Origin of the sequence: Rhizocola hellebori (assembly GCF_016862955.1) — a bacterium.
In the GTDB taxonomy this organism is placed as follows: Bacteria; Actinomycetota; Actinomycetes; order Mycobacteriales; family Micromonosporaceae; genus Rhizocola; species Rhizocola hellebori.
This window is the reverse complement of the sequence record NZ_BONY01000028.1, coordinates 70197-93520: the sequence shown is the minus strand read 5'-3', so window position 1 is coordinate 93520 and position 23324 is coordinate 70197. Positions and strand designations below refer to the sequence as shown.

Below are 23324 nucleotides of genomic sequence, written 5' to 3'. Positions count from 1 at the left end.
CTCACTTTTAAAGAGAACGAACATTCGTTTTGAGGAGTCACGATGGCTCGCAAGCAGCCGCCCGCCCTCGCCTTGGCGGCGATCCTCGCCACCGCGATCGTGCTTATCCAAGCCCTATCGGTGCCATTTTTCGCTGCGCCCGCGACCCATCTGGAGCCGCGTGATCTGCCCGTTGCCGTGGCCGGGCCGGACGCTCTGGTCCAGCAGCTCTCCAGCGCGAAACCGGGCGCCTTCGAGATCACCAAGGTGGCCGACGTTTCGGCCGCCGACGAAATGTTGCGCCACCGTGAGGCCTACGCGGCGTTCATCGCCGGGCCGGACGGGATCGCGCTGCACACCGCCTCCGCGGCCAGCCCCACCGTGGCCGCCTTGCTGAGCCAGGCCGCCGCCCAGCTCGGCGGCGGCAAGCCGGTTCCGGTCACCGATGTGGTGCCCACCGACCCGACCGACCCGCGCGGCGCCGGGTTCGCCTCCGGCTTCCTGCCGCTCGCCCTCACCAGCATGCTCGCCGGGATCGCCTTGATCCTGCTGGTCCGCAACCGGCGGGCCCGGCTGCTGGGCTTGGGCGTCTACGCAGCGCTGACCGGGCTGGTCGGGGCCGCCGTGCTGCAGAGCTGGCTGGGCGTGCTGCCCGACAACTATCTGGCCAACGCCACCGCGATCGGCCTGTTCGCTTTGGCCGCAGCCGGCCTGGTCGCCGGGCTGGGCGCGGCGCTGGGCCGGGCCGGAATAGGCCTGGGCGCGCTGCTCGTCTTCCTCATCGGCAACCCGCTTTCGGGCGTGGCCGCCGCCCCCGAGCTGCTACCGCAGCCCTGGGGCGAGGTGGGCCAATGGCTGCCGGTCGGGGCCGGATCGACGCTGCTGCGCTCGGCCGCCTACTTCGACTGGGCCGGTGGCACGCAAGCGCTTTGGGTGCTAACCGGAACCGCACTGCTGGGCTTGGTGCTGGTCGCCGTAGGCCGCGCCGACCTCGGTGAGCAAACCGCCGAGCCAGCCGGCCCGGCCCGCGACGACGCCCGCAAGCTGGCCGAAACCGTTGCCGTTTAACGAAACACCCATCCCCCCGGCGCGGGTGGCGGCTATTCGGCCGTCACCCGCGCAGCCCTGCGCCGGGTCTGCAGATCGGCCACGACAGCAGCAGCCTGATCGGGCGTAAGCCAGATGTCGGAGCTGAGAAGCTTGAACATCGGGCTATGCCCGACCACCACCGGCACCGGGCACCGCTGCCCGTCATCAAGCACAATCCACAACCGCTTGCCGGGTGCCCCGAAGCTTTCCAGGTTGTGCAGCCACTCGAACGATTCGATCGTGTCGTACCTGACGACCTTGCTGGTCCAGCCCTTCACAATGCTCACCGCCTCGGCGTTGCTGGCCAGCCCGCACAGGCTGAGCCGGAACATCATCAGGCAGATGGCGAAGAAGAAGACTGACTCCAAGGACGACGAAGATCGGGTGCCGATCAATGCGGTGACAATCCCGAACAAGCCCATGACCAGGGCAAAAATCCTCAGCAGGATGAGCCGCCCCGGCAGGGGGACGAGAGGGCGGAAACGTTGAGGCATGGGCGCATGGTAATGGCCCGAGCGCTCACCGGCCCGCCCTCGGCGTCACCGCTGTCTACAGCTTGTGCGACAGGCGGATGGTGATGAACTCGTTGTTGTCCGGCAGGCCCGGCGTGCGGCCCGACGAGGAGGGAAAGTTGTTGTCGTTGAGCACGCCGAGTGTCCGGTCATCGAGCTGGATCACGGCCTCGATGGTGAAGAACGGGAACCGGAAAACCGCCTCGCTGCCCCCCAACCGCAACGGATCAGCGATGTTCAGCAGATCCGCCACCATCGTCTTGGTACCGGACAAATCGATGAGATAGATCCGTTTAAACTGCGCGGCCTCGCCTTGCAGCCCGTCTCGCTCGATGACCGCGAACCGATCCCTGCCAACGGCCACGAAGTCGGCGGCCGAATGGTCCGGCGACTCCAGCGGGTAGGTCCACCGCCGCGACGTGTAAGCGTTGGCCCGCGTGTCGAACTGGTTGATCCGCAACGTTCCCGGCGTATCACCGGTCACGGTCCCCTCCAGCATCGGGTAGAGGTAGCGGCCATCGCGCGACACGGCCACGCCCTCAAAACCCCTGCTGTTGCCCAGGTTGGGGGTCACCCCCAGCCGGGCCGCGCTCTGCGGAGAGTAGACACCGTCCAGCGGCACGGGCGGCGCGAGGAGACGGCCCGCTCGGTCGAAATGCAGCAGATAGGGGCCGAATTCGTCGCCCATCCAGTAGCTGCCATCGCCAAGCTTGACCATGGACTCGGGGTCGAAGTCGGAACCGGTGAGCACCCTGTCCGGCCGGGTCAGTGGCCACGCGACGTGCCCGGCCGGGTCGGTCAGGTTGAGCCCGCCCACCACATCGACCGTCTTGCTCTCGAAGCTGGGCATGATGCGCTGGATGCGCAGCACGAAGTCGGCGCTGTTGGCCTGGCTGCCGTAACCGTTGTCGGAGAGCACATCGAAGCTGCCGTCGAGGTTGCGGACGATCCCGCTGAATCCCTGTACCGGCTGATCGGCGAAGGGCACCGGCACCCCGTTGACCGGCTCAGTCCCGAGTGCCGAACCTGAGGGTTCGCTTGCGCTGACAAAGGTCTGAGCCGGCAGGGAGGCGAAGCCGGTGAGCGTAGCCTGCCCCCACGCCGCATGGCTGCCGTCGGCCGGCTCGGCGTAGGAGGGCAGCCCGAAGGCGAGGGTCAGGGCCATGAGGCCGGGCGCGGTCCAACGATACAAAACCATGCACCGTAGTCTATGTGATGTAGGTAAATTAAGCGCGGTAGGCGGCGGCAACCTTCTTGGGCACACACATGCGCCAGGCGTCGAGGACCAGCTCGCGCATCTCTTCCTCGCCGAGCTGGTCCAGGTAGGCCTCGACCCAGTGGAAGCGCATGTCCGAAGCCGACGGCAGGAAGAACTTCTCCGGGTTGGCCTCGACCAGGGCCGCCCGCTCCTCCTTCGGAAAGCCGAAACCCATCGTGGTCTCATCGCGTGAGAAGGCAAGAAAGACAATCTTTCCCACCCGGAACTTCAGCCGATCTCGCACCACCACCTCATAGGCCCGGGGAAGGGTGCGGGCGAAAATACTCACCTGCGCGACGGTCACCATGTGTGCCAGGGTAGGACATGGAGGAACGAGCTTACGTAGTGAGTATGTTTTCGTATCCCTCCGGTGACCTGCACATGGGACACGCGGAGGTGTTTTCGATCAGCGACGCCATCGCGCGCTACCTTCGCCTTCGCGGAAAAGACGTGCTGTTTCCCGTCGGGTGGGACTCGTTCGGGCTTCCCGCCGAGAACGCCGCGCGTAAGCGCGGCATCGATCCGCGGGAGTGGACCTACGCGAACATCGAGGTGCAGGCCGAGTCGTTTCGGCGGATGGGCTTCTCCTTCGAGTGGCAGACCCGTCTGCACACCTCGGATCCCGAGTACTTTCGCTGGAACCAATGGATTTTTCTGCGGATGGTGGAAAGAGGGCTGGCCTATCGCGCCAGCGCCCCGGTGAACTGGTGCCCGCAGGACGAGACCGTGCTGGCCAACGAGCAGGTCATCGACGGCAGGTGCGAGCGCTGCCAAACCCGTGTCGTGGAAAGGGAGCTGACCCAGTGGTTCTTCCGCACCACCGCCTACGCGAAGCGGCTCGTGGACGACATGGCACAGCTGGAAGGGCACTGGCCCGCCGAGATCCTCACCATGCAGCGGCACTGGATCGCCAATCTGCATGACTGGCTCATCTCGCGCCAGCGTCAGTGGGGCACCCCTATCCCGATTGTCCATTGTGGAGAGTGCGGGCTGGTTCCGGTACCCGACGAAGAATTGCCTCTGGGGTTGAATTTACCTGGCGATACCAGCTGCCCGCGGTGCGGCGGCCCGGCTCAGCGCGACCCTGACACCATGGACACCTTCGTCGACTCGTCGTGGTATTTCCTGCGCTATCCCAATCCGTCCTATCAGGACGGCCCGTTCGACCCGGCCGGGATCGAGCGCTGGCTGCCGGTGGCCGAATACATCGGTGGGCGCGAACATGCCTGCGGCCACCTCATCTACGCCAGGTTCATGACGAAGGTGCTGCACGACCTGGGCATGCTCAGCTTCACCGAGCCGTTCACCCGGCTGACCAACCAGGGTCAGGTCATCATGAACGGCAAGTCCATGAGCAAGACCCTGGGCAACATGGTCTCGCTACAGGAGCAGATCGCCGCCCACGGGCCCGACGCGGTGCGCGTCACCATGCTCTTCGCCGGGCCACCCGAGGAGGACATCGACTGGGCCGACGTCTCCCCCACCGCAGCCGTGAAGTGGCTGGGCCGGGTGACCCGGCTGCTGGAGTCGTTGCCCGCCAACGCCTCCGGCCCAGCCGACCCGCAGCTGCGCCGTGCCGTGCACAAGCTGTTGCACGCCACCACCGTGGCCATGGACGGCAAGCGCTTCAACGTGGCCATCGCCCGGATGATGGAGCTGACCACGCTGCTGCGTCACTCCGATGTGGACAGTGCGACCACTCGGGAGGGCGCCGACGCGTTGGTCGTGATGCTTTCCTGCTTCGCCCCGCTCACCGCCGCCCAGCTCGGGTTCGCCGATTCGAGCAGCTGGCCGGCTGTTGACGCACAGCTCATCGCCGAGGAGACCACTACCTGCGTGGTGCAGGTCGACGGCAAGGTGCGGGCACGGCTCGAAGTTCCGGTGACCATCACCGAAGCCGACCTGCGGTCGCGCGCCCTCACCAGCGTCGGCACGCCTTCGGCGAGCCGGATCATCGTGCGGGCGCCGCGCATCGTCAACATCGTCACCGGCTGACCGCATCGCGCCTCCAGCAGGATGCGGCATGATGCAGGAATGCTTCGTTCCTACCTCGGCGGCCGCGCGGTGGACCTCGCCGGCACCGTCATCACCAGCACCAATCCCGCACGCCTCGACGACGTCGTGGCGCAGGTGACGCTGGCCGACGCGCAGACCCTCGTCCAGGCCGCGCGCTCGGCCAGCCGGGCGCAACGGGCCTGGGCCGACGTTCCCGCGCCCGTCCGCGGACAGGTCATCGCCAACATCGGCGCCCTGGTCGAGGCGAACGCGGAAGCCTTGGCGCAGCTGGTGACCCGCGAGGTCGGCAAGCCGATCGCCGAGTCCCGTGGGGAGGTGCAGGAGATCGTCGACACGTGCCGCTTCTTCCTGGGCGAAGGCCGCCGCCTCTACGGGCAGACCGTTCCCTCCGAGATGCCCGACAAGCAGCTGTTCACCTTCCGAGAGCCGGTCGGCGTCGCCACGATCATCACCGCGGGCAATTTTCCGGTGGCTGTCCCTTCCTGGTACCTCGTCCCCGCGCTGCTGTGCGGCAACGCCGTCGTGTGGAAGCCCGCGCTCTACTCCGCCGCGTGCGCCGACGCCATGTATCAGCTGTTCGTCCGGGGCGGCCTGCCCGACGGAGTGCTCAACCTGGTGCACGCCGACGGCGACACCACCTTCGCCGGGCTGAGCCAAGCCCTCGACGAAGGCCTCGTCCACAAGGTCGGCTTCACCGGGTCCACCGCGGTCGGCCGGGCCATCGGCGAGCTGTGCGGCAGGCATCTGCAGAACCCGTGCCTGGAGCTGGGCGGCAAGAACCCGATGGTGGTCACCGAGGCCGCCGACCTCGACCTGGCCGTCGAGGGTGCCCTCTTCGCGGGCTTCGGCACCGCCGGGCAGCGCTGCACCTCGCTCGGCACGGTGATCGTCCACGAGTCGGTCCACGACGAGTTCCTGACCCGGTTCCGCGCCGCCGTCGACTCGGCCGCGATCGGCGACCCGACCCGCGACGTGCTCTACGGGCCGCTGCTGGACGAGAAGTTCGCCTCCTCGTACGAGAAGGCGCTCGGCTGGATAGGCAGCGCCCACCGCGTCGACGGCCCGCTCGGCCGGATCTCAGACACCAGCCCCCGCAACGGTTTCGTCGGCGACCCCGGCACCGGCCTGTTCTACCATCCGGTCATCGTCGACGGCGTCGGCCCCGGCGACGACCTCTTCCAGCAGGAAACCTTCGGCCCCATCGTCGGCGTGACCACCTATCGCACCCTGGAGCAGGCCATCGAGCTGGCCAACGCCCCGGGCTACGGCCTTTCCAGCGCGATCTACACCACCAACCCCCATGACGTTTTCACCTTCCGCCGCGGCATCAGCGCCGGAATGGTCAGCGTCAACAACTCGACCTCCGGCGCGGAAGCCCACCTCCCCTTCGGCGGCAACGGCCGCTCCGGCAACGGCAGCCGCCAGTCCGGCATGTGGGTTCTCGACCAGTTCACCCGCTGGCAGGCGGTCAACTGGGACTACTCGGGCCGCCTGCAGAAGGCACAGATGGAGGTGGCCGTCGTCGAAGCCGACCTCGCCTTCCGCCTGCCCTAACCCGCCGCGAGCCAAGTCACGCCACCGCTTGGCGGAAGCCGTTTGTCAGCCATGACCGCATCGATCGCCTCGATGACCCGGCCCAGCCCCCGGGAAGTCCGTGGGAAGCGTTGTGCGGAAACGAAAATGATGCCAGCGTGTTCCACCCCCAGCGCAGCGAGCCGGGCGAAGTCAGCGACGTTCTCGGTGACCAGACAGCGCTCGCTGCGGGCTGCCCAAGCCAGCACCTCCTCATCGGACTTGGCGCCCAGACCCACCTCGATATCAAGCACCGCAACGACGTCATGCCCGCGCTCACGGAGCTGTTGCGCCAGAACCGGCGGATACATCTCGTCGAGCAGGATGCCTATCGGGCCTTCTTGCTCCGGAGAAGGTCTTGCTGGGCTGCCCACAGCTTCTCCTCTCGCTCAGCCACCGCAGCGTTGCTGGCGATTCGCTCGTCGACCTCTGTCGGGTAGGCAGCGTAATAGCGCAGTGCGACAACAACCCGTTGCGCGCCAAGCCCGGTGACAGTGGCGAGCTCGCCGATGAGCAGCTCGCCGTCGAGGGCGGGATCGTCCTCGCGGATTGCCTTCAGCGCGGCGATCACCTCCCAGACGTCGGGCCCACCGGCAAGCGCGGCTCGCCGGCCGGTCGGGCCTGGGCGGAAGACAACTCCGGGATGCTCGTGGGCCCGCAGCGACTCATCTATGAACATGTTGGCCACCGAGGAGGAAGACGACCCGGGGTGCTCTTTGACATATCGATCAAGGCGCGCGAGCACGCCTTGATCGAAACGAATCGAACGTGGAGCGGTCACGACTACAATGTAGTCGAGTGTAGCGACATTGGCCAGCGTCAGCACCTACTGGCGGAATCACCTCACCCGGCTGACTCGCAAAGGCGTTTGAGGCCGGCGGCTTCGGTGCGCACGTAGCGGCGGGTGAGGTTGCCCGCGAGCAGGGAGAGCACGGCGGCCAGCGGGCCTGTCTGCCTGATGGCGAGAACTACCCTGGTGCCTTTGTCCACTGTGGACAGGCGGTGCTCGGCGATGCTGACGATGCCGATGCTGCGGTTGGTCCAGCTGAAGGACTGGCCCGGGGTGAGCTCGTCGACCGTCCAGACCGCGGTCGGCAGGCGTGGCTGCTTGATCTTGACGCGGTGACCGACGGCAAGCGCGCCCGGGTCCAGCGGTGTCACGCTTGTCATCGAGGTGGTCCAGCTGGGCCAGCGCTCGACGTCGGCCAGGGCCTGCCACACCCGCTGCGCCGGAGCGGCGATGTCGACTGAGGTTTCAAACCACATGCCACAAGTGTGCGCTGCGGCTGGGCCGAGCCGGACCGGGTACCGTGCAGGGATGAAACGGGGTGCCCTGGCTGTGCTGCGGGCACCCGGAGTTCCTCGGCTGCTCAGCGGCAGCCTGATCGGCCGGCTTCCGCTCGGGGCGGCGCCGTTGGCGCTGCTGCTGTTCGCCCGCGACACCATGTCGATCGCGGTGACCGGCATCCTGGTCGGGGCCTACACCGCCGGGACTGCCGTGGGTCAGCCGCTGCTGTCACGGATTGCGGATCGGTGGCGTCAGCCGCCGGTCATGTGGGCCTCGGTCGCGGTGTCCAGCGCCGGGTTCGCGGTGCTCGCCGCCAGGCCCGGTGTCACGCTGGCCATCGTGGCGGCCGTTCTGGCCGGGCTGGGCGCGCCACCGTTCGAGGCGTGCCTTCGGGTGCTGTGGAAGGAACTTGTCGGCGAGCGGCTCGTGCACGCCGCTTACACCCTCGACGTCACCGTCCAAGAGCTGATCTTCATAGTCGGCCCGCTCGTGGCATTGGGCGCGATCGCCGTCGGCGGATCGGCGGCCGGGTTGTGGGCGGCGATCGCGGTGCAACTGGCCGGCACGGCGGTCTTCGCCAGCGCGCCAATGGTGAGCCGATGGCGCGGCGACGCCGCACCCCGGCATTGGGCTGGTGCCCTGCGCTCACGCCCGCTGCTGGTGCTGCTGGGCGCGACCCTGCTGGTCGGGTCCGGGGTGGGCGCCACCGCGGTGGCGGTGACCTTCTACGCCGAGGCTCAGGGCGCGCGTTCCTGGGCGGGAATCCTGCTCGCGGCACAGGCGACCGGGGCGCTGCTGGGCGGGCTCATTTTCGCCCGGCGGCAACCCAAGGATCTCCATCGGGCGCTTCCGGGCTTGGTGGCCTTGATGGCGTTGGGCTACCTGCCCCTGCTCCTGGCCGGTCCGCTGCCGATCATGGTGGCACTGCTCTTCCTCAGCGGGCTCATGCTTCCTCCGGTGCTGACCGGGGTCTTCATCACCGCTGACCGGGTCGCCGCTGCGGGTACAGCGGCCGAGTCCTTCGCCTGGGTAGCCACCGCTTTCGGCACCGGCAGCGCGCTGGGCGCTGCCCTGGCCGGAATGCTCCTTGAGGCCTACGCGACCGTGGTGATCGGCTTCAGCACCGCCCCGCTGGTGATTCTGGCCGGTGCGATGCTGTTGCGCGTCGGCCGGCGAGCGGGCGCCCTGGCGCAGACCTAGACTGCGCTCCCATGGGGATATCGACATGGGCCGAGGTGAAGGAATACGGCCTGGCCGAGGATGTGCCGCGCTTTGTCGACGCGCTGGTGGCGGTGGCGCAGACGGAAGGCTACTGGGGCAACAAGCTCAACGAGCTGAAGAAGGTGCTCGACGTCAAAGCGCTGCCGTGCCGCACGCCGATGGCGGTCGCGTTGAGCGCGCGCATCCCGCAGCTCGCCGACGAGAACGCCCGCACCCTTCTGGAGTACGTCGTCGACGCGCTCATCGACGATTACGGCCGCACGGTGGATCTGGCCGAGGCCGAGGCGGTGCTCGGCATCGCCGCCCGCTACTGGTATTTCGACTCCTGGCATCTGGCCACGCTCGGCGAGATAGTGCTCGGGGCGGGCCATGGCCTGCCCGACGAGGTCATCGCGGTGATGCGGCGCTCCGCCTTCGGTCCCTATGGCGACAAGACCCTCAAGAGTTTCGTGCCGAAGATCAAGCTGCCGCTGCTCAACCGCGGTGAGCCGCTGGCCGATCGGGTGCTCGACGATCTGTCCACATTGGGCGATGCGTGGCGTGATCTGGCGACCCATGCGCTCACCGTGATCGATGACGTTCCCACGCAGGAGTGGGAGACCAAGGGCCGCAACCTGCTCGCCTCGGTCGGCGAAAGCGAGGCCCGCCGTGTGATCACGGGCTGGCTCACCCTGGTCGGAAAGCCTGGGGCCCAGCCGCTTTTGGCGCGCGGCTCCGAGATCGACGTGGAGCTTGCCCTCGATCCGTTCAACGCCACCGCGGTTCGTGGCCTGGTGTGGCTGCTCGGGTTGCTTCCCGCCGACGCAGAGCTGGCCCGCACGCTGGCCGGGCTGGTCGAGTCGAATCTGCGCAAGGTGCCGGGCATCGGGCCGCGCCAGCCCAAGGCCGCCGGGGCCGCGATCCACGCGCTGTACCTGCTGGACGGCCCGGAAGCGCTCGCACAGCTCCTCGGCCTGGCCACGCGCGTCACCAACAAGATGGCCCTGCAGGAACTGAACGCCTCGCTCTACGAGCGCGCCGAAGCCCTCAACGTGACCCGCGAGCAGCTGTCAGATTTAGCTGTACCAGGCTACGGCCTGGCCGAAGACGGCCGCCGCACCCAGCACTTCGGCGACGACACGGCCACCCTGCTGGTACACGACGGCCGCGTGACCATCGAGTGGCACAACGCCGCCGGTGTCGTGCTCGGGTCGGCCCCGAGCACGGTGAAGGCCGGCTACGCCGAAGAACTCAAGGAACTCAAGGCCACAGCGGCCGAGATAGGCAAGACGCTGAGCGCCCAGACCTCCCGCCTGCAGCGCGATCTCACCGCCAACCGGGTGTGGCGCTTCGGGTTCTGGCGCGACCACTATCTGAACCATCCCCTGCTGGGCACCCTGACCCGCCGCCTGCTCTGGCTCGTCGACACCCGCCCGTGCGGCTTCGCCGACGGCGCTCTGCAGTCGCTTGACAGCACCCCGATCCAGGCCGCCGACACAGCACCTGTGCAGCTGTGGCAGCCTGGCGGCGAAGACGCCGAAGCAGCCCTGGCCTGGCTTGACCGCCACGCCATCGTGCCGCCTTTCGACCAGATCAGCCGATAAGCCCGTGGCGCACGGCGTAAAGCGCGGCCTGGGTGCGATCGTCGACCCCGAGCTTGCCGAGAATGCTGGAAACGTGGGTCTTCACGGTCTTCTCGGCGAGGTTGAGCTCCCGGGCGATCTCACGGTTGGAACGCCCATGCGCTATCTGGGCAAGGACATCGCGCTCGCGGGCGGTCAGGTGGCCGAGCCGGTCGGGCCCCGCCCCACCGGCCATGAACGCCGACGCCACCTCGGGCGGGAGCAGAATGTGTCCATTGTGGATAGAGCGGATCGCGTTGGCCAGCGCGGCCGGGTCAATGTTCTTATAGACGATTCCGGCCGCGCCTTCCCGCACGGCCGGCAGCAGTTGCACCAGCTCGGTAAAACTGGTCACCACCAACACCTTCGCGGCAACCCCGGCGGCCCGTAGCGCGCGCAGCGTCGCCACGCCGTCATCCTCGGGCATCTTCAGGTCCAGCAGGATCACGTCCACCGGTGTGGCCAGCGCCTGCGACACGCATTGCGCGCCGCTGGCCGCCTCGCCCACCACCTCGATGTCGTCGTGCAGGGAAAGGAACGTGCGCAGGCCGCGGCGGACCATCTCGTGATCGTCGGTGATCAGGACCCGCACCTTAGCCACCCGGAACCACCAGCGTCACCGTCGTTCCGGCGGCCGCGGTCGAGACGACCCCGAGAGTGCCCTTCACCCGAGCCGCGCGCTCCCGCATGGAGGCGAGCCCGAGCCCCTGCTGCCCCGCCGGATCGATTCCGGCGCCGTTGTCCTTGACCTCGCAGATGACCCGATCGCCCGTATTGCCAAGCGACACTTCGATAATCGTGGCCCCGGAGTGACGCAGCGCGTTGTGCAGAGCCTCCTCGGCGACGCGCAGCACCGCCTCCTCCACCTTGGCGGGCAACCTGTTCTGCAATGACGAGACAAAGTGGACGGAGGCCGCGTGCACCCGGTCAAGCAGCTCCACCCGCCGCCGCAACGTTTCCACCAGACCCGAGTCGGCCAGCTCCCGTGGGCGCAGCTCGGCGACGACCTGGCTCAGCTCGTCGGCGGCCTGCCCGGCCAGAATTCTGATCTCGGCTAGCTCCGCTTCGGCCTGCGCCGGATCGCGGCGCACCAGCGCGGCGGCGGCCTCGGTGAGCAGGCGGAGGCTGAACAGCTTCTGCGCCACCGCATCGTGCAGCTCCCGCGCCACGCGCTGCCTTTCCTCCAGCAGCGTCAGCTCCCGGCTGTGCTCATAGAGCCGAGCGTTGGTCAGCGCGATGGCCGCATGCGCGGCCAGCACAGCGAGCAGGCGTTCGTCGGCGTCGGTGAACTCTCCGTCGCGGCGGTTGGCCAGATACAGCGCGCCCAGGATCTCCGTGCCGTCGGTGATGGGCATGCCGAGGAAGTCTTTGAGCACCGGATGCGCCGCGGGCCACCATCCGAATCGCGGATCCTTGCGCAGGTCGGGCAGGCGCTCCGGTTTGGCGTCATGCAGCATCGCGCCGAGCAGGCCGTGCTGGCGCGGCAGCGGCCCGATGCGCTCCCACTGCTCGTCGGAGACGCCGTCCACCACGAACTCGGCGAACCCACCCTGATCGTCGGGGACCCCCAGCGCGGCGTACTCGCAGTTGAGCAGGCCGCGCGCGGCGGTGACGATGGTCTGCAGCACCTCGCGCACCGAAAGGTGCCGGCTGACGGCAAGGACCGCAGCGCTCAGCTCCTCAAACGGCGCAGACATGGTTCCACAGTAATACTGGCGCGTGCGAAGCAACGCGCGGCAGATCGCCCCGAAAGGCGATGACATCCAAGCCCGATATCACCGCTGGCGATCTGCGTGGATCGGGGAAAGGGCCTAGGACCAATGGCGTAGACGCTCAGCGGCTGCGGACCGATTTCGCCACGCTCAAACGCCCATAGCGTCGAGCACATGCGAACCGCCATCATCACCGGAGCATCCCGGGGCCTCGGCCTCGAACTGGCCCGCACCCTCGTCGCCGCCGGCTGGCACGTCATCGCCGACGCCCGCAGCGGCGTGACCGAGCCCGGCGTCACCGCGGTCACCGGGGACATCACCGACGCCGCGCACCGCGAGACGCTGGTGGACCGGGCCACCTCGCTCGACCTGCTGATCAACAACGCCGGAACCCTCGGCCCGAGCCCATTGCCGGCCGTGAGCGAGGTCCCGCTGGATGCGCTTCGCGACGTTTACGAAACCAATGTGGTCGCACCGCTGGGCCTGATTCAGCTGGCGCTGCCGAAGCTGCGCGACTCCGGCGGCATTCTCATCAACATCACCTCCGACGCCGCGCCCGAGGGCTACCCGGGCTGGGGAGCTTACGGATCGTCGAAGTCGGCGCTGGAAGGCCTGAGCCGGGTGCTGGCCGTGGAGGAGGAGAAGGTCACCGTCTGGCAGGTGGATCCGGGCGACCTGCGCACCCGGATGCACCAGGACGCCTACCCGGGCGAGGACATCTCCGACCGTCCGCTGCCCGAAACCGTCGCGCCCGCTTTGCTCAAGCTGCTTGACGAACGCCCGCCATCGGGCCGCTACCGGCTGCCGGAGTGGTCATGACGCTCGCGCTGTGGGCGCCCTTCGAGGTCGCCGATCTGGCCGCCGCCAAGGCGTTCTACTCCTCGCTCGGGCTGCCCGTCATCGATTCCTTCCCCGGCGGCCTGGTCTTCGGCGTCGGCCCCAGCGGCCGCATCGAGCTGGTGCAAACACCACCCACCGGCCATCCCGCGCACGCCATTGAATTCCCGACGTGGGGGGAGGTCGACCGGCTCGGGGGAGGCTCGGTCTTCCCCCGCGGTCACTACGGCTTTGTCACCGCTGACCCCGACGGCAACCGGCTTCTGATCTGGAGCGAGGCAAGGGCATGACAGTGGCCGCATTCGATTTTGTTCTCTCCCCCGAGCTGGAGGCGCACGAGCCGCCCGAGGCGCGTGGGCTCGCCCGCGACCAGGTTCGGCTGCTCGTCGGCGGGCCCGGCGGCGTTTCCCACCATCACTTCCCGGAGCTGCCCGCGCTCCTGGAGCCGGGTGACGTGCTCGTGGTGAACACGTCGGCCACCATGCCCGCGGCGGTGTCCACTGTGGACGGAAGCTTCGACCTTCACTTTTCCACCCAGCTGCCCGACCGGGATTGGGTGGTCGAGCCCCGGCGCCACCAGGGCACGGCCGGCGAACGGATCACGCTGCAGGGCGGGGCCCACGTCACGCTCAAAGGGCCCTACTCGCCGCGGTTGTGGGTGGCATCGGTCGACGTCGCGTCGGTTCCGGGTTACCTGATGAAATTCGGGCGGCCCATCCGGTACCCATATGTGACAAGGGATTGGCCTTTGTCGACCTATCACAGCGTCTTCGCCACCGAGCTGGGCAGTGCCGAGATGCCCAGCGCGAGCCGGCCGTTCACCGAGCACATGGTGACCCGGCTGGCCAGCCGCGGGATCGTGATCGCCCCGATCACCCTGCACACCGGCGTCGCTTCCTGGGAGGCGCACGAAAGGCCTTACCCCGAACGTTTCTGGGTACCAGAAACAACCGCGCGTCTCATCAACGAGGCCAGAGCGGCGGCAAGGCGCATCATCGCGGTCGGCACCACCGCCGTGCGCGCGATCGAGACGGCGACCACGGCCGACGGGCAGGTGCGCTCAGCACAGGGCTGGACAGATGTTGTCATCTCCCGCGACAACCCGACCCGGGTGACCGACGGCCTGCTGACCGGTTTCCACGAACCGCACGCTTCCCACCTGCTGATGCTGGAAGCCATTGTGGGCGATGAACTCCTGGCGCGCTGCTACCAGCAGGCGGTGGAACACGGCTACCTGTGGCACGAGTTCGGCGATCTGAACCTACTGCTTGCCCGCTGAGCGGGTCGTTGCCCGGGTGCGCAGCTGGCCGACCAGGACAGAGGCGGCCGTGGTCAGTACCACCAGATTGAAAACCAACTGGATGCAGACCACGGCCCGGGCGATCTGGCCCTGGGCGTGCACGTCGCCGTAGCCGACCGTCGCCAGGGTGGTCAGGGCGAAGTAGAGCGCGTCCAGCCGGGTGTTCAGATCCACGAATTCACCTGGCGCAGCAAAGGCGATGACGTAGTCGGTCATGGAGAATGCGATCACCGCCCCGACCAGCGCCAGGCCCAGGCCCCACAGCTGCGACCCTTCCGTGTTCACCTGAATGCGCACCTCACGCACTATCAGCCAGGTCACGGCCACCAGACAGATAACGCTGAGAACCACCCGCACCGCCAGACTGTCATCGATGTTGACCGGCAAGGCGAAGTAGAGCGCGACCAGCGCCACAGTGCCGAGAATCAGCCTGAAAAGCGGTCGCATGTCCCTATTGTTGCCTAATGAGGCTGTTAAAGCAGCTAGTTCCTGCGGTCGTGGTCGGCATAGCCAGTGCCCTTGTGCTATGGCTCGTCGACTACCTCGCCGACCCCCTGCTGCACGACCTGCTCTGGTCGCACCTGCCTTCCTGGCTCGACATCTCCAGCAGCTCACCGTGGTGGATCTTCGCGGTGCTCACCGCCACCGGCGCGGCGGTCGGGCTCGTGGTCTGGCTGGTGCCCGGCCACGCCGGGCCTAACCCGGCCACCGTCGACCTGATGCATCCGCCCGGCCCGATCGGGGAGGTCCCCAGCCTCCTGCTCGCCGCCATCCTCGCCCTCGCCGGAGGCGTGAGCCTGGGTCCCGAGTTCCCGGTGCTCGGCGCGAACGCCGCCCTCGCTGTCGCGCTGGGCGCCCGGCTCACCCCCCGCATACCGGCGGCGAGCTGGGCCGGTCTGGCCATGGCCGCCACCATCGGCGCCCTGTTCGGCGCGCCGATAGCCGCCGCGCTGATGCTCACCGAGGCCTTCGCTCAGAACCCTAGCGAAGAACCTTTGTGGGACAGGCTTTTTGCGCCCTTGGCCGCCGCCGCGGCGGGTGGCCTCACCTATCTCGCCATCACCGGCGGCAGCACCATGTCCCTTTCGCTGCCGCCCTATCCCGGTTTCAGATGGGGCGACATCGTCGCCGCCTGCCTCATCGCGGTGATCTCCAGCCTGATCGCGCTAGCCGCGATCTGGGTCTTCCCACGCCTGTTCGCGCTCTTTCAGACGCTGCGCCACCCAATGCTGATGCTCACCGCCGGCGGCATAGTGCTGGGTGTGCTCGGCGCGATCGGCGGAGAGATCACCATGTTCAAGGGGCTGGACCAGATGGCCGAGCTGACGAAGGAATACCCGACGCTAAGCTCAGCCTCTCTCGCCATCATCGCCGGCATCAAGCTCATCGCGATGCTCGTCGCCGCCACAGCCGGCTTCCGTGGTGGCCGTATCTTTCCCACCGTCTTCATCGGAGTGGCTCTCGGCATGCTTGCCAACAGCCTGTTTTCCTCGGTACCGGTGGGAATGGCGGTCGCCTGCAGCATCCTGGGGCTGGTGCTGGTGATCACCCGCTCCGGCTGGCTGGCTATCTTTCTGGCCGCGGTCGTCGTGCCCAACCCGTCGATCCTCGTCATCATTTGCGTCGCGGTGCTCCCAGCCTGGCTGCTCACCAGGGGCGCACGCGAGATGATTGCGGGCGATACCGTCGCGGCGTGACCCGGCCAGACCGAGCCACGCCTGCTGACGCTGGCAATCAGCTATCCCGCGACGGTGAAATCAGACTCCGCGTAGTTGTTGTCCCCCTTCGGGTCCTTGCCGCCACTAGGCGTGAGCGTCGCCGATATGACGTTACGGTCCTGATAGAAGGCGTGTGCCCGGGTCAGTGTGAACGAGACCGTTATCGTCGTCGAGCCACCCCCGGCCAGCGGACCGCGCGCTGCGCCGTTAGCCCACTGATTCGGTTCGATGGTGATGGCACTAGACCCTAGACGACTGAACCCGCCAGGGCAGCCGGGGCATGCGCCCACCGAGTCGCCATCCAGCGCCACCGAGAACCCAGCGGATGCCGTCGTGCTCAGATTCGTCACGGTGACAGTGATCGATCCGGTGCGCACGCCGTCGGCTTCGGGGCCGAAGGTCAGGCCCGAGAGCTTGACTTCGAGATCGGCGAGCGCCTGCGGCGGTTTGGAGGGGGGCGGCGTGGCGGGATCGGTGGGCCCACTGATCTGGCTGAACCGTTGCCCGTTCCACTTGAAGTCTCTGATTTGTGACTGCCCGTTGCTCGTCACGATCACCGAAACGTCTCCGGCCTGGCTCGGCCGGATCTCCTGAATCACGGGAACGTTGGCGGAGGTCACGATCACCTGGCCGAGGCTGGTGATCTTTCCGGCGGCGTTTTGCTGAAACGCTACGACCTGACTCAACCGGCCCCGCACCGACTGGCAGTGGATAAGCGCCACCGTCATCGGTGGCGTGTCGCCCGCTCCCGCCACATCCACCAGGGCGTCGACCCAGATGCTGCCCTCGCCACCCGCAGTGTCGGCGAGGGTCAGATTCTTTGTCCCGCACCCCCAGCCGGGCAGATCAATAGGCTGACCGGTAAGTGCCTGCCGATCGATCCGACTCCCTGGCGATTCAGAGGGAGAAGGGGAGGCACCTACCGATGGGCTGGCACTGGCAAGCACATCCGTGGGCGGCGACTGGCTGCCGTTGGCCAGGCCGAAATAGATGGACACCGGCAGCACGACGGCGAGCGCGCTGACGACGCTCAAACCGGCTACCCGCACCTTGTGCTGATGCGCCACGGCGGCGTAAACGATGCTCACTTCGGGCGCGTGCACCGATGGTGCGGCTTCGTGGGTGAAGCTACGGAATGCATTGTCGATGATGGTGGCTTCGTCGTGATCGGACACCCTTATGCCTCCTGGTCCAATTGAGCCGCAAGCGCGGCTCGCCCTCTGCTGAGCCAAGACTTGACAGTGCCCTCGGCCACGTCCTCCTGCTGCGCGATCTCGGCGATGCTCAGCTGCACCATGTGATGCAGCACAACCGCGCGGCGGTGATTAGGCGGCAGGGTCGCGAGCGCGGCGATGAGAGCCACCCGAGTGGGATCCGGACCCGGCACGACCTCCAGTCGTTGCCGGCGAAGGAAGCGTGTCACCGTACCCTGGCGGCGGAACCGGTGGATGGCAAGATTCCAGGCCACCCGCCGAACCCAGGCACCGGGCTCGTCATACGCGCCGATCTGTTGCCACTTCTTCAGCGCACGGCAGAACGCCTCTTGTACGACGTCCTGCGCTTCGGCCAGATCGCCCAGGTAAACGAGGAGCTGAAGGCACAGCCCCTGATAGTTCGCGGCGTAAAACTCGTCGAACTCCCGGAAGGGTTCGGCTCTCGCCACAACGACAGACACTTCGGCGGCCAAATTGATCCTCCCGTGCCAGGGACCTCCCCGTTGGCGCAGGGTACACGTATCAAGGCACGCAATGGTTGCAGAGATCTTTTCGGAAGCCTTAATGCCCTAGTTCACGCCAGTTTTCGGGTGCCCTGCTGGCAAAGTGCTCCCCCGCGGCCGCCGCCTGGCAGCTTTGGCGAGAGCTGGGCCACGAGACCTACGTCATGCGCTCCGGCAAGGTCCTCGAGGTCACGATTGCGGTCGCTGTCACGCTACTGTCGCATGATGAGCACGCCGGACGTGGATGTGGTGGTCGTCGGCCTGGGCGCCATGGGCAGCAACACGCTCATGCAACTGGCGCGCCGGCAGGTGAAGGTTCTCGGCATCGAGCAGTTCGAGCCGGGCCACTCCCGAGGCGCCAGCCACGGCGAGACCCGCATCATCCGCACCGCCTACGCCGAAGGCGCCGCGTATGTTCCGCTCGCGCAGCGAGCCTGGCAGCTTTGGCGAGAGCTGGAAAACCTTTCCGGCGAAAGGCTTCTGGAGAAAACCGGCGGCCTGGTCATCGGACCCACCGGCTCCGCGCCGGTGCTGGCACCGATAACGTCGGCCACCGCTCATCACTTGCCGTATGAGCTTTTCGACCACGACCAGATGCGGAAGCGGTACCCACAGCATCGGCTCGACAAGCAGTCGGCAGCCTTCTACGAAGCGGACGCCGGCGTGCTGCGGCCCGAGAAAGCGGTCCGTGCCGCGATCAGGGTCGCCGAGAGCTCTGGGGCGCAGGTCCTGACCGGAACAGAGGTCACCGAGATCATCCCCGATCCCGAGCGGCCGCGAGTCCGGATAGGACACAAAGAGATAGTTGCCCGGCATGTGGTGGTGGCCGCCGGCGCCTGGCTCACCAGACTCACCCCGGCGGCGATGTCCACGGTCAAGGTGGTCCGGCGGGTCTTCGGCTGGTTCGAAAGTGACCATCCCGCCGACTACACGATCGAAAGGTTCCCGGTCTTCATTCGCGCGGACGCCACCGACACCCATGTCTGGTACGGAATTCCGAGCGTCGACGGCTCACCGGTCAAGGTGGCGATCCACTTCTGGCCCGGCCTGGACGAGCCCGTCGACCCCACGGCCGGCGCCCGCCCGCCGGACAACCACGACGCGGACCTGATCGCGGAGATCGTCGAGCAGACCCTGCCCGGCCTGCGGCCTCGGCCGGTAAAGCTTCAGTCGTGCATGTACTCGCTGACCCCCGATCAGCATTTCCTGGTCGGCAGCCGGGCAGACCTGCCCGGCCTGACCGTGCTCGGCGGCTTCTCCGGCCACGGCTTCAAGTTCTCCACCGCCATCGGCGAAATCGCCGCCGATCTTGCCACGCAGGGAAAGACGAGCTGGGAAATAGCCTTTCTCGATCCCGAGCGGTTCGCGTGAGGAACCGATTCACGCGGTGACACCCAGTCGGACGCGTAGCTCCAGCTCAAGAATCCGGTGCATTTGTTGAGTGCCCTCCGGCCACCCTCTAGGCACAACGTCATCATGACCTTCTATGCTTGATTCGATTGTCTTCTATTGATTGAATCCGTCGCATGAATGAACTGTTCAATGATCGCTTGACCGGTCACCGTGTCTGGCATCACTCGTTAGACACGTGGCGTCAATCCCCAATCAAGCGAGGTTCCCTGTGATGAGCTCTCCAGATGTGGATGTGGTGATAGTCGGCCTGGGTGCCATGGGTAGCAATACGCTCATGCAACTGGCTCGCCGGGAGGTGAAAGTCCTCGGCATAGAGCAATTCGAGCCCGGCCATTCCCGAGGGGCCAGTCACGGTGGCAGTCGTATCATCCGTACGGCCTATGCCGAAGGTGCCAAGTATGTGCCACTTGCCCAACGCGCGTGGCAGCTCTGGACAGAGCTGGAGAATCTTTCCGGCGAAAGGCTTCTTGATAAAACCGGCGGTCTGGTCATAGCCCCCACCGGCTCCGCACCTTTGCTCGCGCCGATCGCGTCGGCCAATGCTCATCACCTGCCATACGAGCTCTTCGACCCCCACCAGATGCGGCAGCGGTACCCGCAACATCAGCTTGACGATGAGACCACTGCCTTCTACGAAGAGGATGCGGGTTTGCTCCGGCCGGAGAAGGCCGTCTGTGCCGCCATTCGGATCGCCGAGCATCTTGGGGCCAAGGTCCTAACCCGAACAGAAGTCACCGAGATCATCCCCGATGCCAAGCGGCCCCGGGTCCGGATAGGACACGAAGAGATCGTCGCCAAGCATGTGGTGGTGGCTGCCGGCGCCTGGCTGACTAAACTGGCGCCCACCGCGATGTCTCGAGTCGAGGTGGTGCGACGGGTCTTCGGCTGGTTCGAAAGCGATGACGCGGCTGCATACACGGCCGAGCGGTTCCCGGTCTTCATTCGCACCGATGCCACCGGCTCATACAACTGGTATGGAATTCCGAGCGTGGATGGCTCGCCGGTCAAGGTGGCGGTCCACAATTGGCCGAGCCTGGACGAGCCGGTCGACCCAGCGGTCGGTGCCCGTCAACCGGACGACCATGATGCGGAGCTGTTGGCCGACATCGTCACGCGGACCTTGCCCGGCCTGCGGCCACAGCCGGTAAAGCTTCAGTCCTGCATGTACTCTCTGACCCCAGATCATCATTTCCTGGTGGGCGGCCGCGCCGACCTGCCTGGTTTGACGGTGCTCGGCGGCTTTTCCGGGCACGGGTTCAAATTCGCCACCGTCATCGGTGAAATCGCCGCCGATCTGGCCATGTGGGACAAGACCCGCTGGGAAGTTGATTTTTTGAGTCCCGAGAGGTTTGACAAAATCGACTAATGTGCATGCATGAGATGCGGTGTCGACCACTATGACCAACTCGCAGGTGACTCTTTCGATGCCGGTCAATCCATGCTCATTGAGTCGTTCCAGTTATGCATGAATCGATTTTTGTTTCATTGCGGACAACCTTCGCCAACCACTGTCTTGGATCTTGGATCAGGCACGGGCCGATTCTGTCCCGATCTGGCCGAGGCTTTCGGTGGGCAAGTCTTCGGCGTGGAACCAAGCGACAGCATGCGGATCTACGCGCAAATGCACCGTCCCCACGCCCGAGTCAGCTACCAGAAGGGCCGAGCCGAATCGATCCCGCTCGGCAGAGCCAGCTGCGATCTCGCGATCCTCTACGAGATGGTCCATCACGTGGAGGATCGCGCCGCCATGGCTGGCGAGCTGGCGCGAGTGCTTCGCCCTGGCGGCAGGGTGATAATCGGTACCAGACTGCGCGATCAAGCCGATTCACCCGCCTGGGCCAAGTATTTCCCGCAGGCGTATGAGCTCCTCAAACCGAGGCTGCCCACCATCGCAGAACTGTGCGCCATTCTGGAGCCCGCTGGCTTTTCCTATGTCACCCACGAGATCGCCGACCTGCTCGTCGCCCCGAGTCTCAAGGCCTACCGAGAACGCCTTAGCTATCTGGCGATCTCGGCATTGACGCAGCTGTCCCGGGCCGAACTCAACCATGGATTCACCCTCCTGGAATCCGCGATCGCCCACGACCACGAGCCCGGACCGATCCACGCTCCGATCTTCTTTCTCGTGGCCGAGCGTCACATCCATGCGATGCCTACTGGAGATTGAGAATCACCGACACAATGGATGCCGCGACGAGAAACACCAGTGCCAAAGCGGTCCAGTCGATCTGCCGCTCCCTCTGATTGTCCACGGTCACGGCAAGTGTGCTGTCGGCGGAGATCGGCACATCAAAGTGATGGTGCAATGTCGTCAGATTGGATACGACACGGTTGGGACGATTCAGGTCATAGTCGCGCACCGCGAAAAGCAGCCCGACCACGACCGCGGTCACCAGCGCCCGTACCAAGGACATCGTGAGACGTTGATCGCCCATCGCGGCCGAATGCATCGCCAGAACCACACCACTTGCGCCGAGAAGCAGCACCAGCCACTCATAGGGTGAGACTCTGCTGGACAGCGCCAGATCCACTCTGGCCCACTCCCGTGACAGACCGGAAAGCGGTCGTGCCACCGGACCTTGTTCGGCGGGCTCCTGGTCCAGCCGGGCACTGGCGATCACTCGGCGATCCAAGCGATCCAAGTTGTCCACCACCACTTCACGCTGAGTGGTACCACCGTCGATGAGACTGCGCGCCCGCGAATAGAACGCCTCACATGCCTGCTGCAAATTGGCATACCGGGCAATCGAGTTGGTGAGCACAAATCCGCCGAAGATGGCAAACAGCCCTACCAGGATGTCGGTCGCCGAGAACATCTCGTCACCGCCGGTCGGGTATGGCAAGGAGACGCTGACCAACAGTGAGCCTGTGCCAGCCAGCGTCGTCGCGAAGACCACCGGAACGCCGCGATCTCTTACCGCCGAGAAGAGGATCCCGCACAGCACCAGGGTTAGCGCAGCCACGATCCGGGGGCCGATCAGCCCGTGGGCCGCGACGGCCAACACCACAGTCGAGAACACCGGCACCAGGAAGGTGGAAGTGAATCCCGGAATCCGGCGATCCTGAATCGCGGTCAGCCAGCACAGGTGGGAAAACGGATGCAGCAGGGCGTAAACCACCAACGCCTCAAGATGACCCCGCGACGGGTGGAAGGTAAGCGATTCTGGGCTGACCAGCGCTACCGCCCCGAAGGTCAGCCCGCAGGCGATGCCACCGAAACACAACGCGACCAAGAAGAACTGAACACCGCGAGGGCCTTCCTGTCGCGGTGCCGTCGCGTTCATGAACGCGGACATGGCGCCATACGCGATCGCGCCCAGCGCCGCCAGAGCGAAAGGCAATGGGCTGGCCAGCCCACTCGCGAGCGGACCTGTCTCGGAGTTGTTGAGAATCGCCAGAGCAGCCCCAGCAAAACCAAAGGCGGCCGCCATCAACACCTCAAGAGCTGCTGTCTCACGCCGGATCGCCGAAGCCATCAGCAGACCGATGATCGGCCAAAGATAGTTCACAAGATTGACCAGAAGCGGTGGCCCCATCTGCAGCGCGGAAAAATAGAGCAGGGGGTAGGCGAAGAACGCCAAGCCACCAACGCCCGCCGCGGTGATCAGCAAATGTCGCTCACGAGTCGCGCGGAACGCCGCGAGCACGTGGTATTTGCGCGAGAACGACGAGACAAGAACGGCCAGCGCAGTAGCCGTCATCAATGAAAGCATGGCTGCGACCGGGGCGGGTACCAGGCCGCGGGCATTCACTATCCACAAAGGCGCTAGCGACCAGGTAGTGACCGCGAAGATCAGGGCAAGGGAAGATCGCGCCGTGCTTCGCACGCCAATTCCTTCCGATTATGTCTATCAATGTTAGGCCGCCGCTGCAGGCCGCGCCAACACGCAAGAGTGTCAGCTTCACATCGACTACGGTCACGACGTGACCGGCACCCGGCTGCCACTGTGCGCAATCCGGGTGTGTTGCCTTGTCATTCGCATGATCGAACGTGTCGGTAAAGGCAAAGCTTTAGCACCCGGGAGACTCGAACTTCGATCTCCCGGGGCAACAGGTCATGCTATGAAGCGAACAGTACTTTCGGGTACCGG

Annotated in this window: 24 protein-coding genes; 12 read left to right on the top strand and 12 right to left on the bottom strand. The window is 66.2% G+C overall.

Annotated elements, in window-relative coordinates; translation table 11 throughout:
• Positions 1-42: 42 nt before the first annotated feature.
• Complete coding sequence (locus Rhe02_RS23150; protein ID WP_203910419.1) at positions 43-1047, top strand: hypothetical protein; 1005 nt, start codon at positions 43-45, stop codon at positions 1045-1047.
• Positions 1048-1079: 32 nt separating this feature from the next.
• On the opposite strand, the gene Rhe02_RS23145 is transcribed toward Rhe02_RS23150, so the two are convergent.
• From Rhe02_RS23145 to Rhe02_RS23135, 3 genes are read right to left on the bottom strand one after another with little or no spacing between them, the layout of a single operon-like run.
• The gene (locus Rhe02_RS23145; RefSeq protein WP_203910418.1) at positions 1080-1562 is read right to left on the bottom strand and encodes a hypothetical protein; all 483 of its coding nucleotides are present in this window, start codon (positions 1560-1562) and stop codon (positions 1080-1082) included.
• A 55-nt stretch (positions 1563-1617) separates the two neighbouring features.
• Positions 1618-2778 (bottom strand): esterase-like activity of phytase family protein, encoded by a 1161-nt coding sequence (locus Rhe02_RS23140; protein WP_203910417.1) that lies wholly within the window; start codon positions 2776-2778, stop codon positions 1618-1620.
• Between the two features lie 28 nt (positions 2779-2806).
• Positions 2807-3145: an MmcQ/YjbR family DNA-binding protein gene (locus tag Rhe02_RS23135; protein ID WP_203910416.1), complete on the bottom strand. Its 339-nt coding sequence runs from the start codon at positions 3143-3145 to the stop codon at positions 2807-2809.
• A gap of 44 nt (positions 3146-3189) precedes the next feature.
• On the opposite strand from Rhe02_RS23135, the gene Rhe02_RS23130 reads away from it, so the two are divergent.
• Positions 3190-4833, top strand: a complete 1644-nt coding sequence (locus Rhe02_RS23130; RefSeq protein WP_239124003.1) for a class I tRNA ligase family protein — start codon at positions 3190-3192, stop codon at positions 4831-4833.
• A 39-nt stretch (positions 4834-4872) separates the two neighbouring features.
• Positions 4873-6408 carry an aldehyde dehydrogenase family protein gene (locus Rhe02_RS23125; protein WP_203910414.1) on the top strand — a complete coding sequence of 512 codons (1536 nt, stop codon included), beginning with the start codon at positions 4873-4875 and terminating at the stop codon, positions 6406-6408.
• Here Rhe02_RS23125 and Rhe02_RS23120 read toward each other — a convergent pair.
• The 3 genes from Rhe02_RS23120 to Rhe02_RS23110 form a co-directional block, all read right to left on the bottom strand.
• Positions 6405-6800 carry a DUF5615 family PIN-like protein gene (locus Rhe02_RS23120; protein ID WP_203910413.1) on the bottom strand — a complete coding sequence of 132 codons (396 nt, stop codon included), beginning with the start codon at positions 6798-6800 and terminating at the stop codon, positions 6405-6407. The genes Rhe02_RS23125 and Rhe02_RS23120 overlap by 4 nt on opposite strands.
• On the bottom strand, positions 6755-7207 hold the full coding sequence (locus Rhe02_RS23115) for a hypothetical protein (protein WP_203910412.1): 453 nt from the start codon (positions 7205-7207) through the stop codon (positions 6755-6757). The genes Rhe02_RS23120 and Rhe02_RS23115 overlap by 46 nt, the downstream gene beginning before the upstream one ends.
• Before the next feature lie 62 nt (positions 7208-7269).
• Entirely contained in the window at positions 7270-7692 is a 423-nt protein-coding gene (locus Rhe02_RS23110) for an SRPBCC family protein (RefSeq protein ID WP_203910411.1), read from the bottom strand.
• A gap of 52 nt (positions 7693-7744) precedes the next feature.
• On the opposite strand from Rhe02_RS23110, the gene Rhe02_RS23105 reads away from it, so the two are divergent.
• The gene (locus tag Rhe02_RS23105; RefSeq protein WP_203910410.1) at positions 7745-8914 is read left to right on the top strand and encodes an MFS transporter; all 1170 of its coding nucleotides are present in this window, start codon (positions 7745-7747) and stop codon (positions 8912-8914) included.
• 11 nt (positions 8915-8925) lie between these two features.
• Positions 8926-10518: a DUF4132 domain-containing protein gene (locus tag Rhe02_RS23100; protein WP_203910409.1), complete on the top strand. Its 1593-nt coding sequence runs from the start codon at positions 8926-8928 to the stop codon at positions 10516-10518.
• Here Rhe02_RS23100 and Rhe02_RS23095 read toward each other — a convergent pair.
• Positions 10508-11137 carry a response regulator gene (locus Rhe02_RS23095; protein WP_203910408.1) on the bottom strand — a complete coding sequence of 210 codons (630 nt, stop codon included), beginning with the start codon at positions 11135-11137 and terminating at the stop codon, positions 10508-10510. The genes Rhe02_RS23100 and Rhe02_RS23095 overlap by 11 nt on opposite strands.
• Complete coding sequence (locus Rhe02_RS23090) at positions 11130-12233, bottom strand: GAF domain-containing sensor histidine kinase (RefSeq protein ID WP_203910407.1); 1104 nt, start codon at positions 12231-12233, stop codon at positions 11130-11132. The genes Rhe02_RS23095 and Rhe02_RS23090 overlap by 8 nt, the downstream gene beginning before the upstream one ends.
• A 189-nt stretch (positions 12234-12422) precedes the next feature.
• Between Rhe02_RS23090 and Rhe02_RS23085 the strand changes: the two genes are divergently transcribed.
• The 3 genes from Rhe02_RS23085 to Rhe02_RS23075 are packed head-to-tail and all read left to right on the top strand — an operon-like array spanning position 12423 to position 14364.
• Entirely contained in the window at positions 12423-13067 is a 645-nt protein-coding gene (locus tag Rhe02_RS23085) for an SDR family NAD(P)-dependent oxidoreductase (protein ID WP_203910406.1), read from the top strand.
• Positions 13064-13375: a VOC family protein gene (locus Rhe02_RS23080; protein ID WP_203910405.1), complete on the top strand. Its 312-nt coding sequence runs from the start codon at positions 13064-13066 to the stop codon at positions 13373-13375. Before Rhe02_RS23085 ends, Rhe02_RS23080 begins: the two co-directional genes overlap by 4 nt.
• On the top strand, positions 13372-14364 hold the full coding sequence (locus tag Rhe02_RS23075; RefSeq protein WP_203910404.1) for an S-adenosylmethionine:tRNA ribosyltransferase-isomerase: 993 nt from the start codon (positions 13372-13374) through the stop codon (positions 14362-14364). Before Rhe02_RS23080 ends, Rhe02_RS23075 begins: the two co-directional genes overlap by 4 nt.
• Here Rhe02_RS23075 and Rhe02_RS23070 read toward each other — a convergent pair.
• Positions 14347-14832: a potassium channel family protein gene (locus Rhe02_RS23070; protein ID WP_203910403.1), complete on the bottom strand. Its 486-nt coding sequence runs from the start codon at positions 14830-14832 to the stop codon at positions 14347-14349. The genes Rhe02_RS23075 and Rhe02_RS23070 overlap by 18 nt on opposite strands.
• 17 nt (positions 14833-14849) lie before the next feature.
• Between Rhe02_RS23070 and Rhe02_RS23065 the strand changes: the two genes are divergently transcribed.
• On the top strand, positions 14850-16082 hold the full coding sequence (locus Rhe02_RS23065) for an ion channel protein (protein ID WP_203910402.1): 1233 nt from the start codon (positions 14850-14852) through the stop codon (positions 16080-16082).
• Between the two features lie 41 nt (positions 16083-16123).
• Here Rhe02_RS23065 and Rhe02_RS23060 read toward each other — a convergent pair whose 3' ends face one another.
• Positions 16124-17278 (bottom strand): hypothetical protein, encoded by a 1155-nt coding sequence (locus Rhe02_RS23060; RefSeq protein WP_203910401.1) that lies wholly within the window; start codon positions 17276-17278, stop codon positions 16124-16126.
• Positions 17279-17280: 2 nt separating this feature from the next.
• Entirely contained in the window at positions 17281-17778 is a 498-nt protein-coding gene (locus tag Rhe02_RS23055; protein WP_239123998.1) for an RNA polymerase sigma factor, read from the bottom strand.
• 267 nt (positions 17779-18045) lie between these two features.
• Here Rhe02_RS23055 and solA (Rhe02_RS23050) point away from each other — a divergent pair, with 267 nt between their 5' ends.
• From solA (Rhe02_RS23050) to Rhe02_RS23040, 3 genes are all read left to right on the top strand, one after another.
• The gene (solA, locus tag Rhe02_RS23050) at positions 18046-19191 is read left to right on the top strand and encodes an N-methyl-L-tryptophan oxidase (protein WP_203910400.1); all 1146 of its coding nucleotides are present in this window, start codon (positions 18046-18048) and stop codon (positions 19189-19191) included.
• Between the two features lie 277 nt (positions 19192-19468).
• Entirely contained in the window at positions 19469-20599 is a 1131-nt protein-coding gene (gene solA / locus Rhe02_RS23045; RefSeq protein WP_203910399.1) for an N-methyl-L-tryptophan oxidase, read from the top strand.
• 9 nt (positions 20600-20608) lie between these two features.
• A complete protein-coding gene (locus Rhe02_RS23040) occupies positions 20609-21400 on the top strand; it encodes a class I SAM-dependent methyltransferase (RefSeq protein ID WP_308442009.1) in 792 nt (263 codons plus the stop codon).
• Here Rhe02_RS23040 and Rhe02_RS23035 read toward each other — a convergent pair.
• The gene (locus tag Rhe02_RS23035) at positions 21387-22934 is read right to left on the bottom strand and encodes a DMT family transporter (protein WP_444544527.1); all 1548 of its coding nucleotides are present in this window, start codon (positions 22932-22934) and stop codon (positions 21387-21389) included. The two genes, Rhe02_RS23040 and Rhe02_RS23035, sit on opposite strands and share 14 nt — an antisense overlap.
• Between the last annotated feature and the right edge of the window lie 390 nt (positions 22935-23324).

What these genes read in the sequence shown, in the direction of transcription:
- Rhe02_RS23150 (WP_203910419.1), top strand. Translation starts at nt 43, where the DNA reads ATGGCTCGCAAGCAGCCGCCCGCCCTCGCCTTGGCGGCGATCCTCGCC.
- Rhe02_RS23145 (WP_203910418.1), bottom strand. Translation starts at nt 1,562, where the DNA reads ATGCCTCAACGTTTCCGCCCTCTCGTCCCCCTGCCGGGGCGGCTCATC.
- Rhe02_RS23140 (WP_203910417.1), bottom strand. Translation starts at nt 2,778, where the DNA reads ATGGTTTTGTATCGTTGGACCGCGCCCGGCCTCATGGCCCTGACCCTC.
- Rhe02_RS23135 (WP_203910416.1), bottom strand. Translation starts at nt 3,145, where the DNA reads ATGGTGACCGTCGCGCAGGTGAGTATTTTCGCCCGCACCCTTCCCCGG.
- Rhe02_RS23130 (WP_239124003.1), top strand. Translation starts at nt 3,190, where the DNA reads ATGTTTTCGTATCCCTCCGGTGACCTGCACATGGGACACGCGGAGGTG.
- Rhe02_RS23125 (WP_203910414.1), top strand. Translation starts at nt 4,873, where the DNA reads ATGCTTCGTTCCTACCTCGGCGGCCGCGCGGTGGACCTCGCCGGCACC.
- Rhe02_RS23110 (WP_203910411.1), bottom strand. Translation starts at nt 7,692, where the DNA reads ATGTGGTTTGAAACCTCAGTCGACATCGCCGCTCCGGCGCAGCGGGTG.
- Rhe02_RS23105 (WP_203910410.1), top strand. Translation starts at nt 7,745, where the DNA reads ATGAAACGGGGTGCCCTGGCTGTGCTGCGGGCACCCGGAGTTCCTCGG.
- Rhe02_RS23100 (WP_203910409.1), top strand. Translation starts at nt 8,926, where the DNA reads ATGGGGATATCGACATGGGCCGAGGTGAAGGAATACGGCCTGGCCGAG.
- Rhe02_RS23090 (WP_203910407.1), bottom strand. Translation starts at nt 12,233, where the DNA reads ATGTCTGCGCCGTTTGAGGAGCTGAGCGCTGCGGTCCTTGCCGTCAGC.
- Rhe02_RS23085 (WP_203910406.1), top strand. Translation starts at nt 12,423, where the DNA reads ATGCGAACCGCCATCATCACCGGAGCATCCCGGGGCCTCGGCCTCGAA.
- Rhe02_RS23080 (WP_203910405.1), top strand. Translation starts at nt 13,064, where the DNA reads ATGACGCTCGCGCTGTGGGCGCCCTTCGAGGTCGCCGATCTGGCCGCC.
- Rhe02_RS23075 (WP_203910404.1), top strand. Translation starts at nt 13,372, where the DNA reads ATGACAGTGGCCGCATTCGATTTTGTTCTCTCCCCCGAGCTGGAGGCG.
- Rhe02_RS23070 (WP_203910403.1), bottom strand. Translation starts at nt 14,832, where the DNA reads ATGCGACCGCTTTTCAGGCTGATTCTCGGCACTGTGGCGCTGGTCGCG.
- Rhe02_RS23065 (WP_203910402.1), top strand. Translation starts at nt 14,850, where the DNA reads ATGAGGCTGTTAAAGCAGCTAGTTCCTGCGGTCGTGGTCGGCATAGCC.
- solA (WP_203910400.1), top strand. Translation starts at nt 18,046, where the DNA reads ATGAGCACGCCGGACGTGGATGTGGTGGTCGTCGGCCTGGGCGCCATG.
- Rhe02_RS23040 (WP_308442009.1), top strand. Translation starts at nt 20,609, where the DNA reads ATGAGATGCGGTGTCGACCACTATGACCAACTCGCAGGTGACTCTTTC.
- Rhe02_RS23035 (WP_444544527.1), bottom strand. Translation starts at nt 22,934, where the DNA reads ATGACGGCTACTGCGCTGGCCGTTCTTGTCTCGTCGTTCTCGCGCAAA.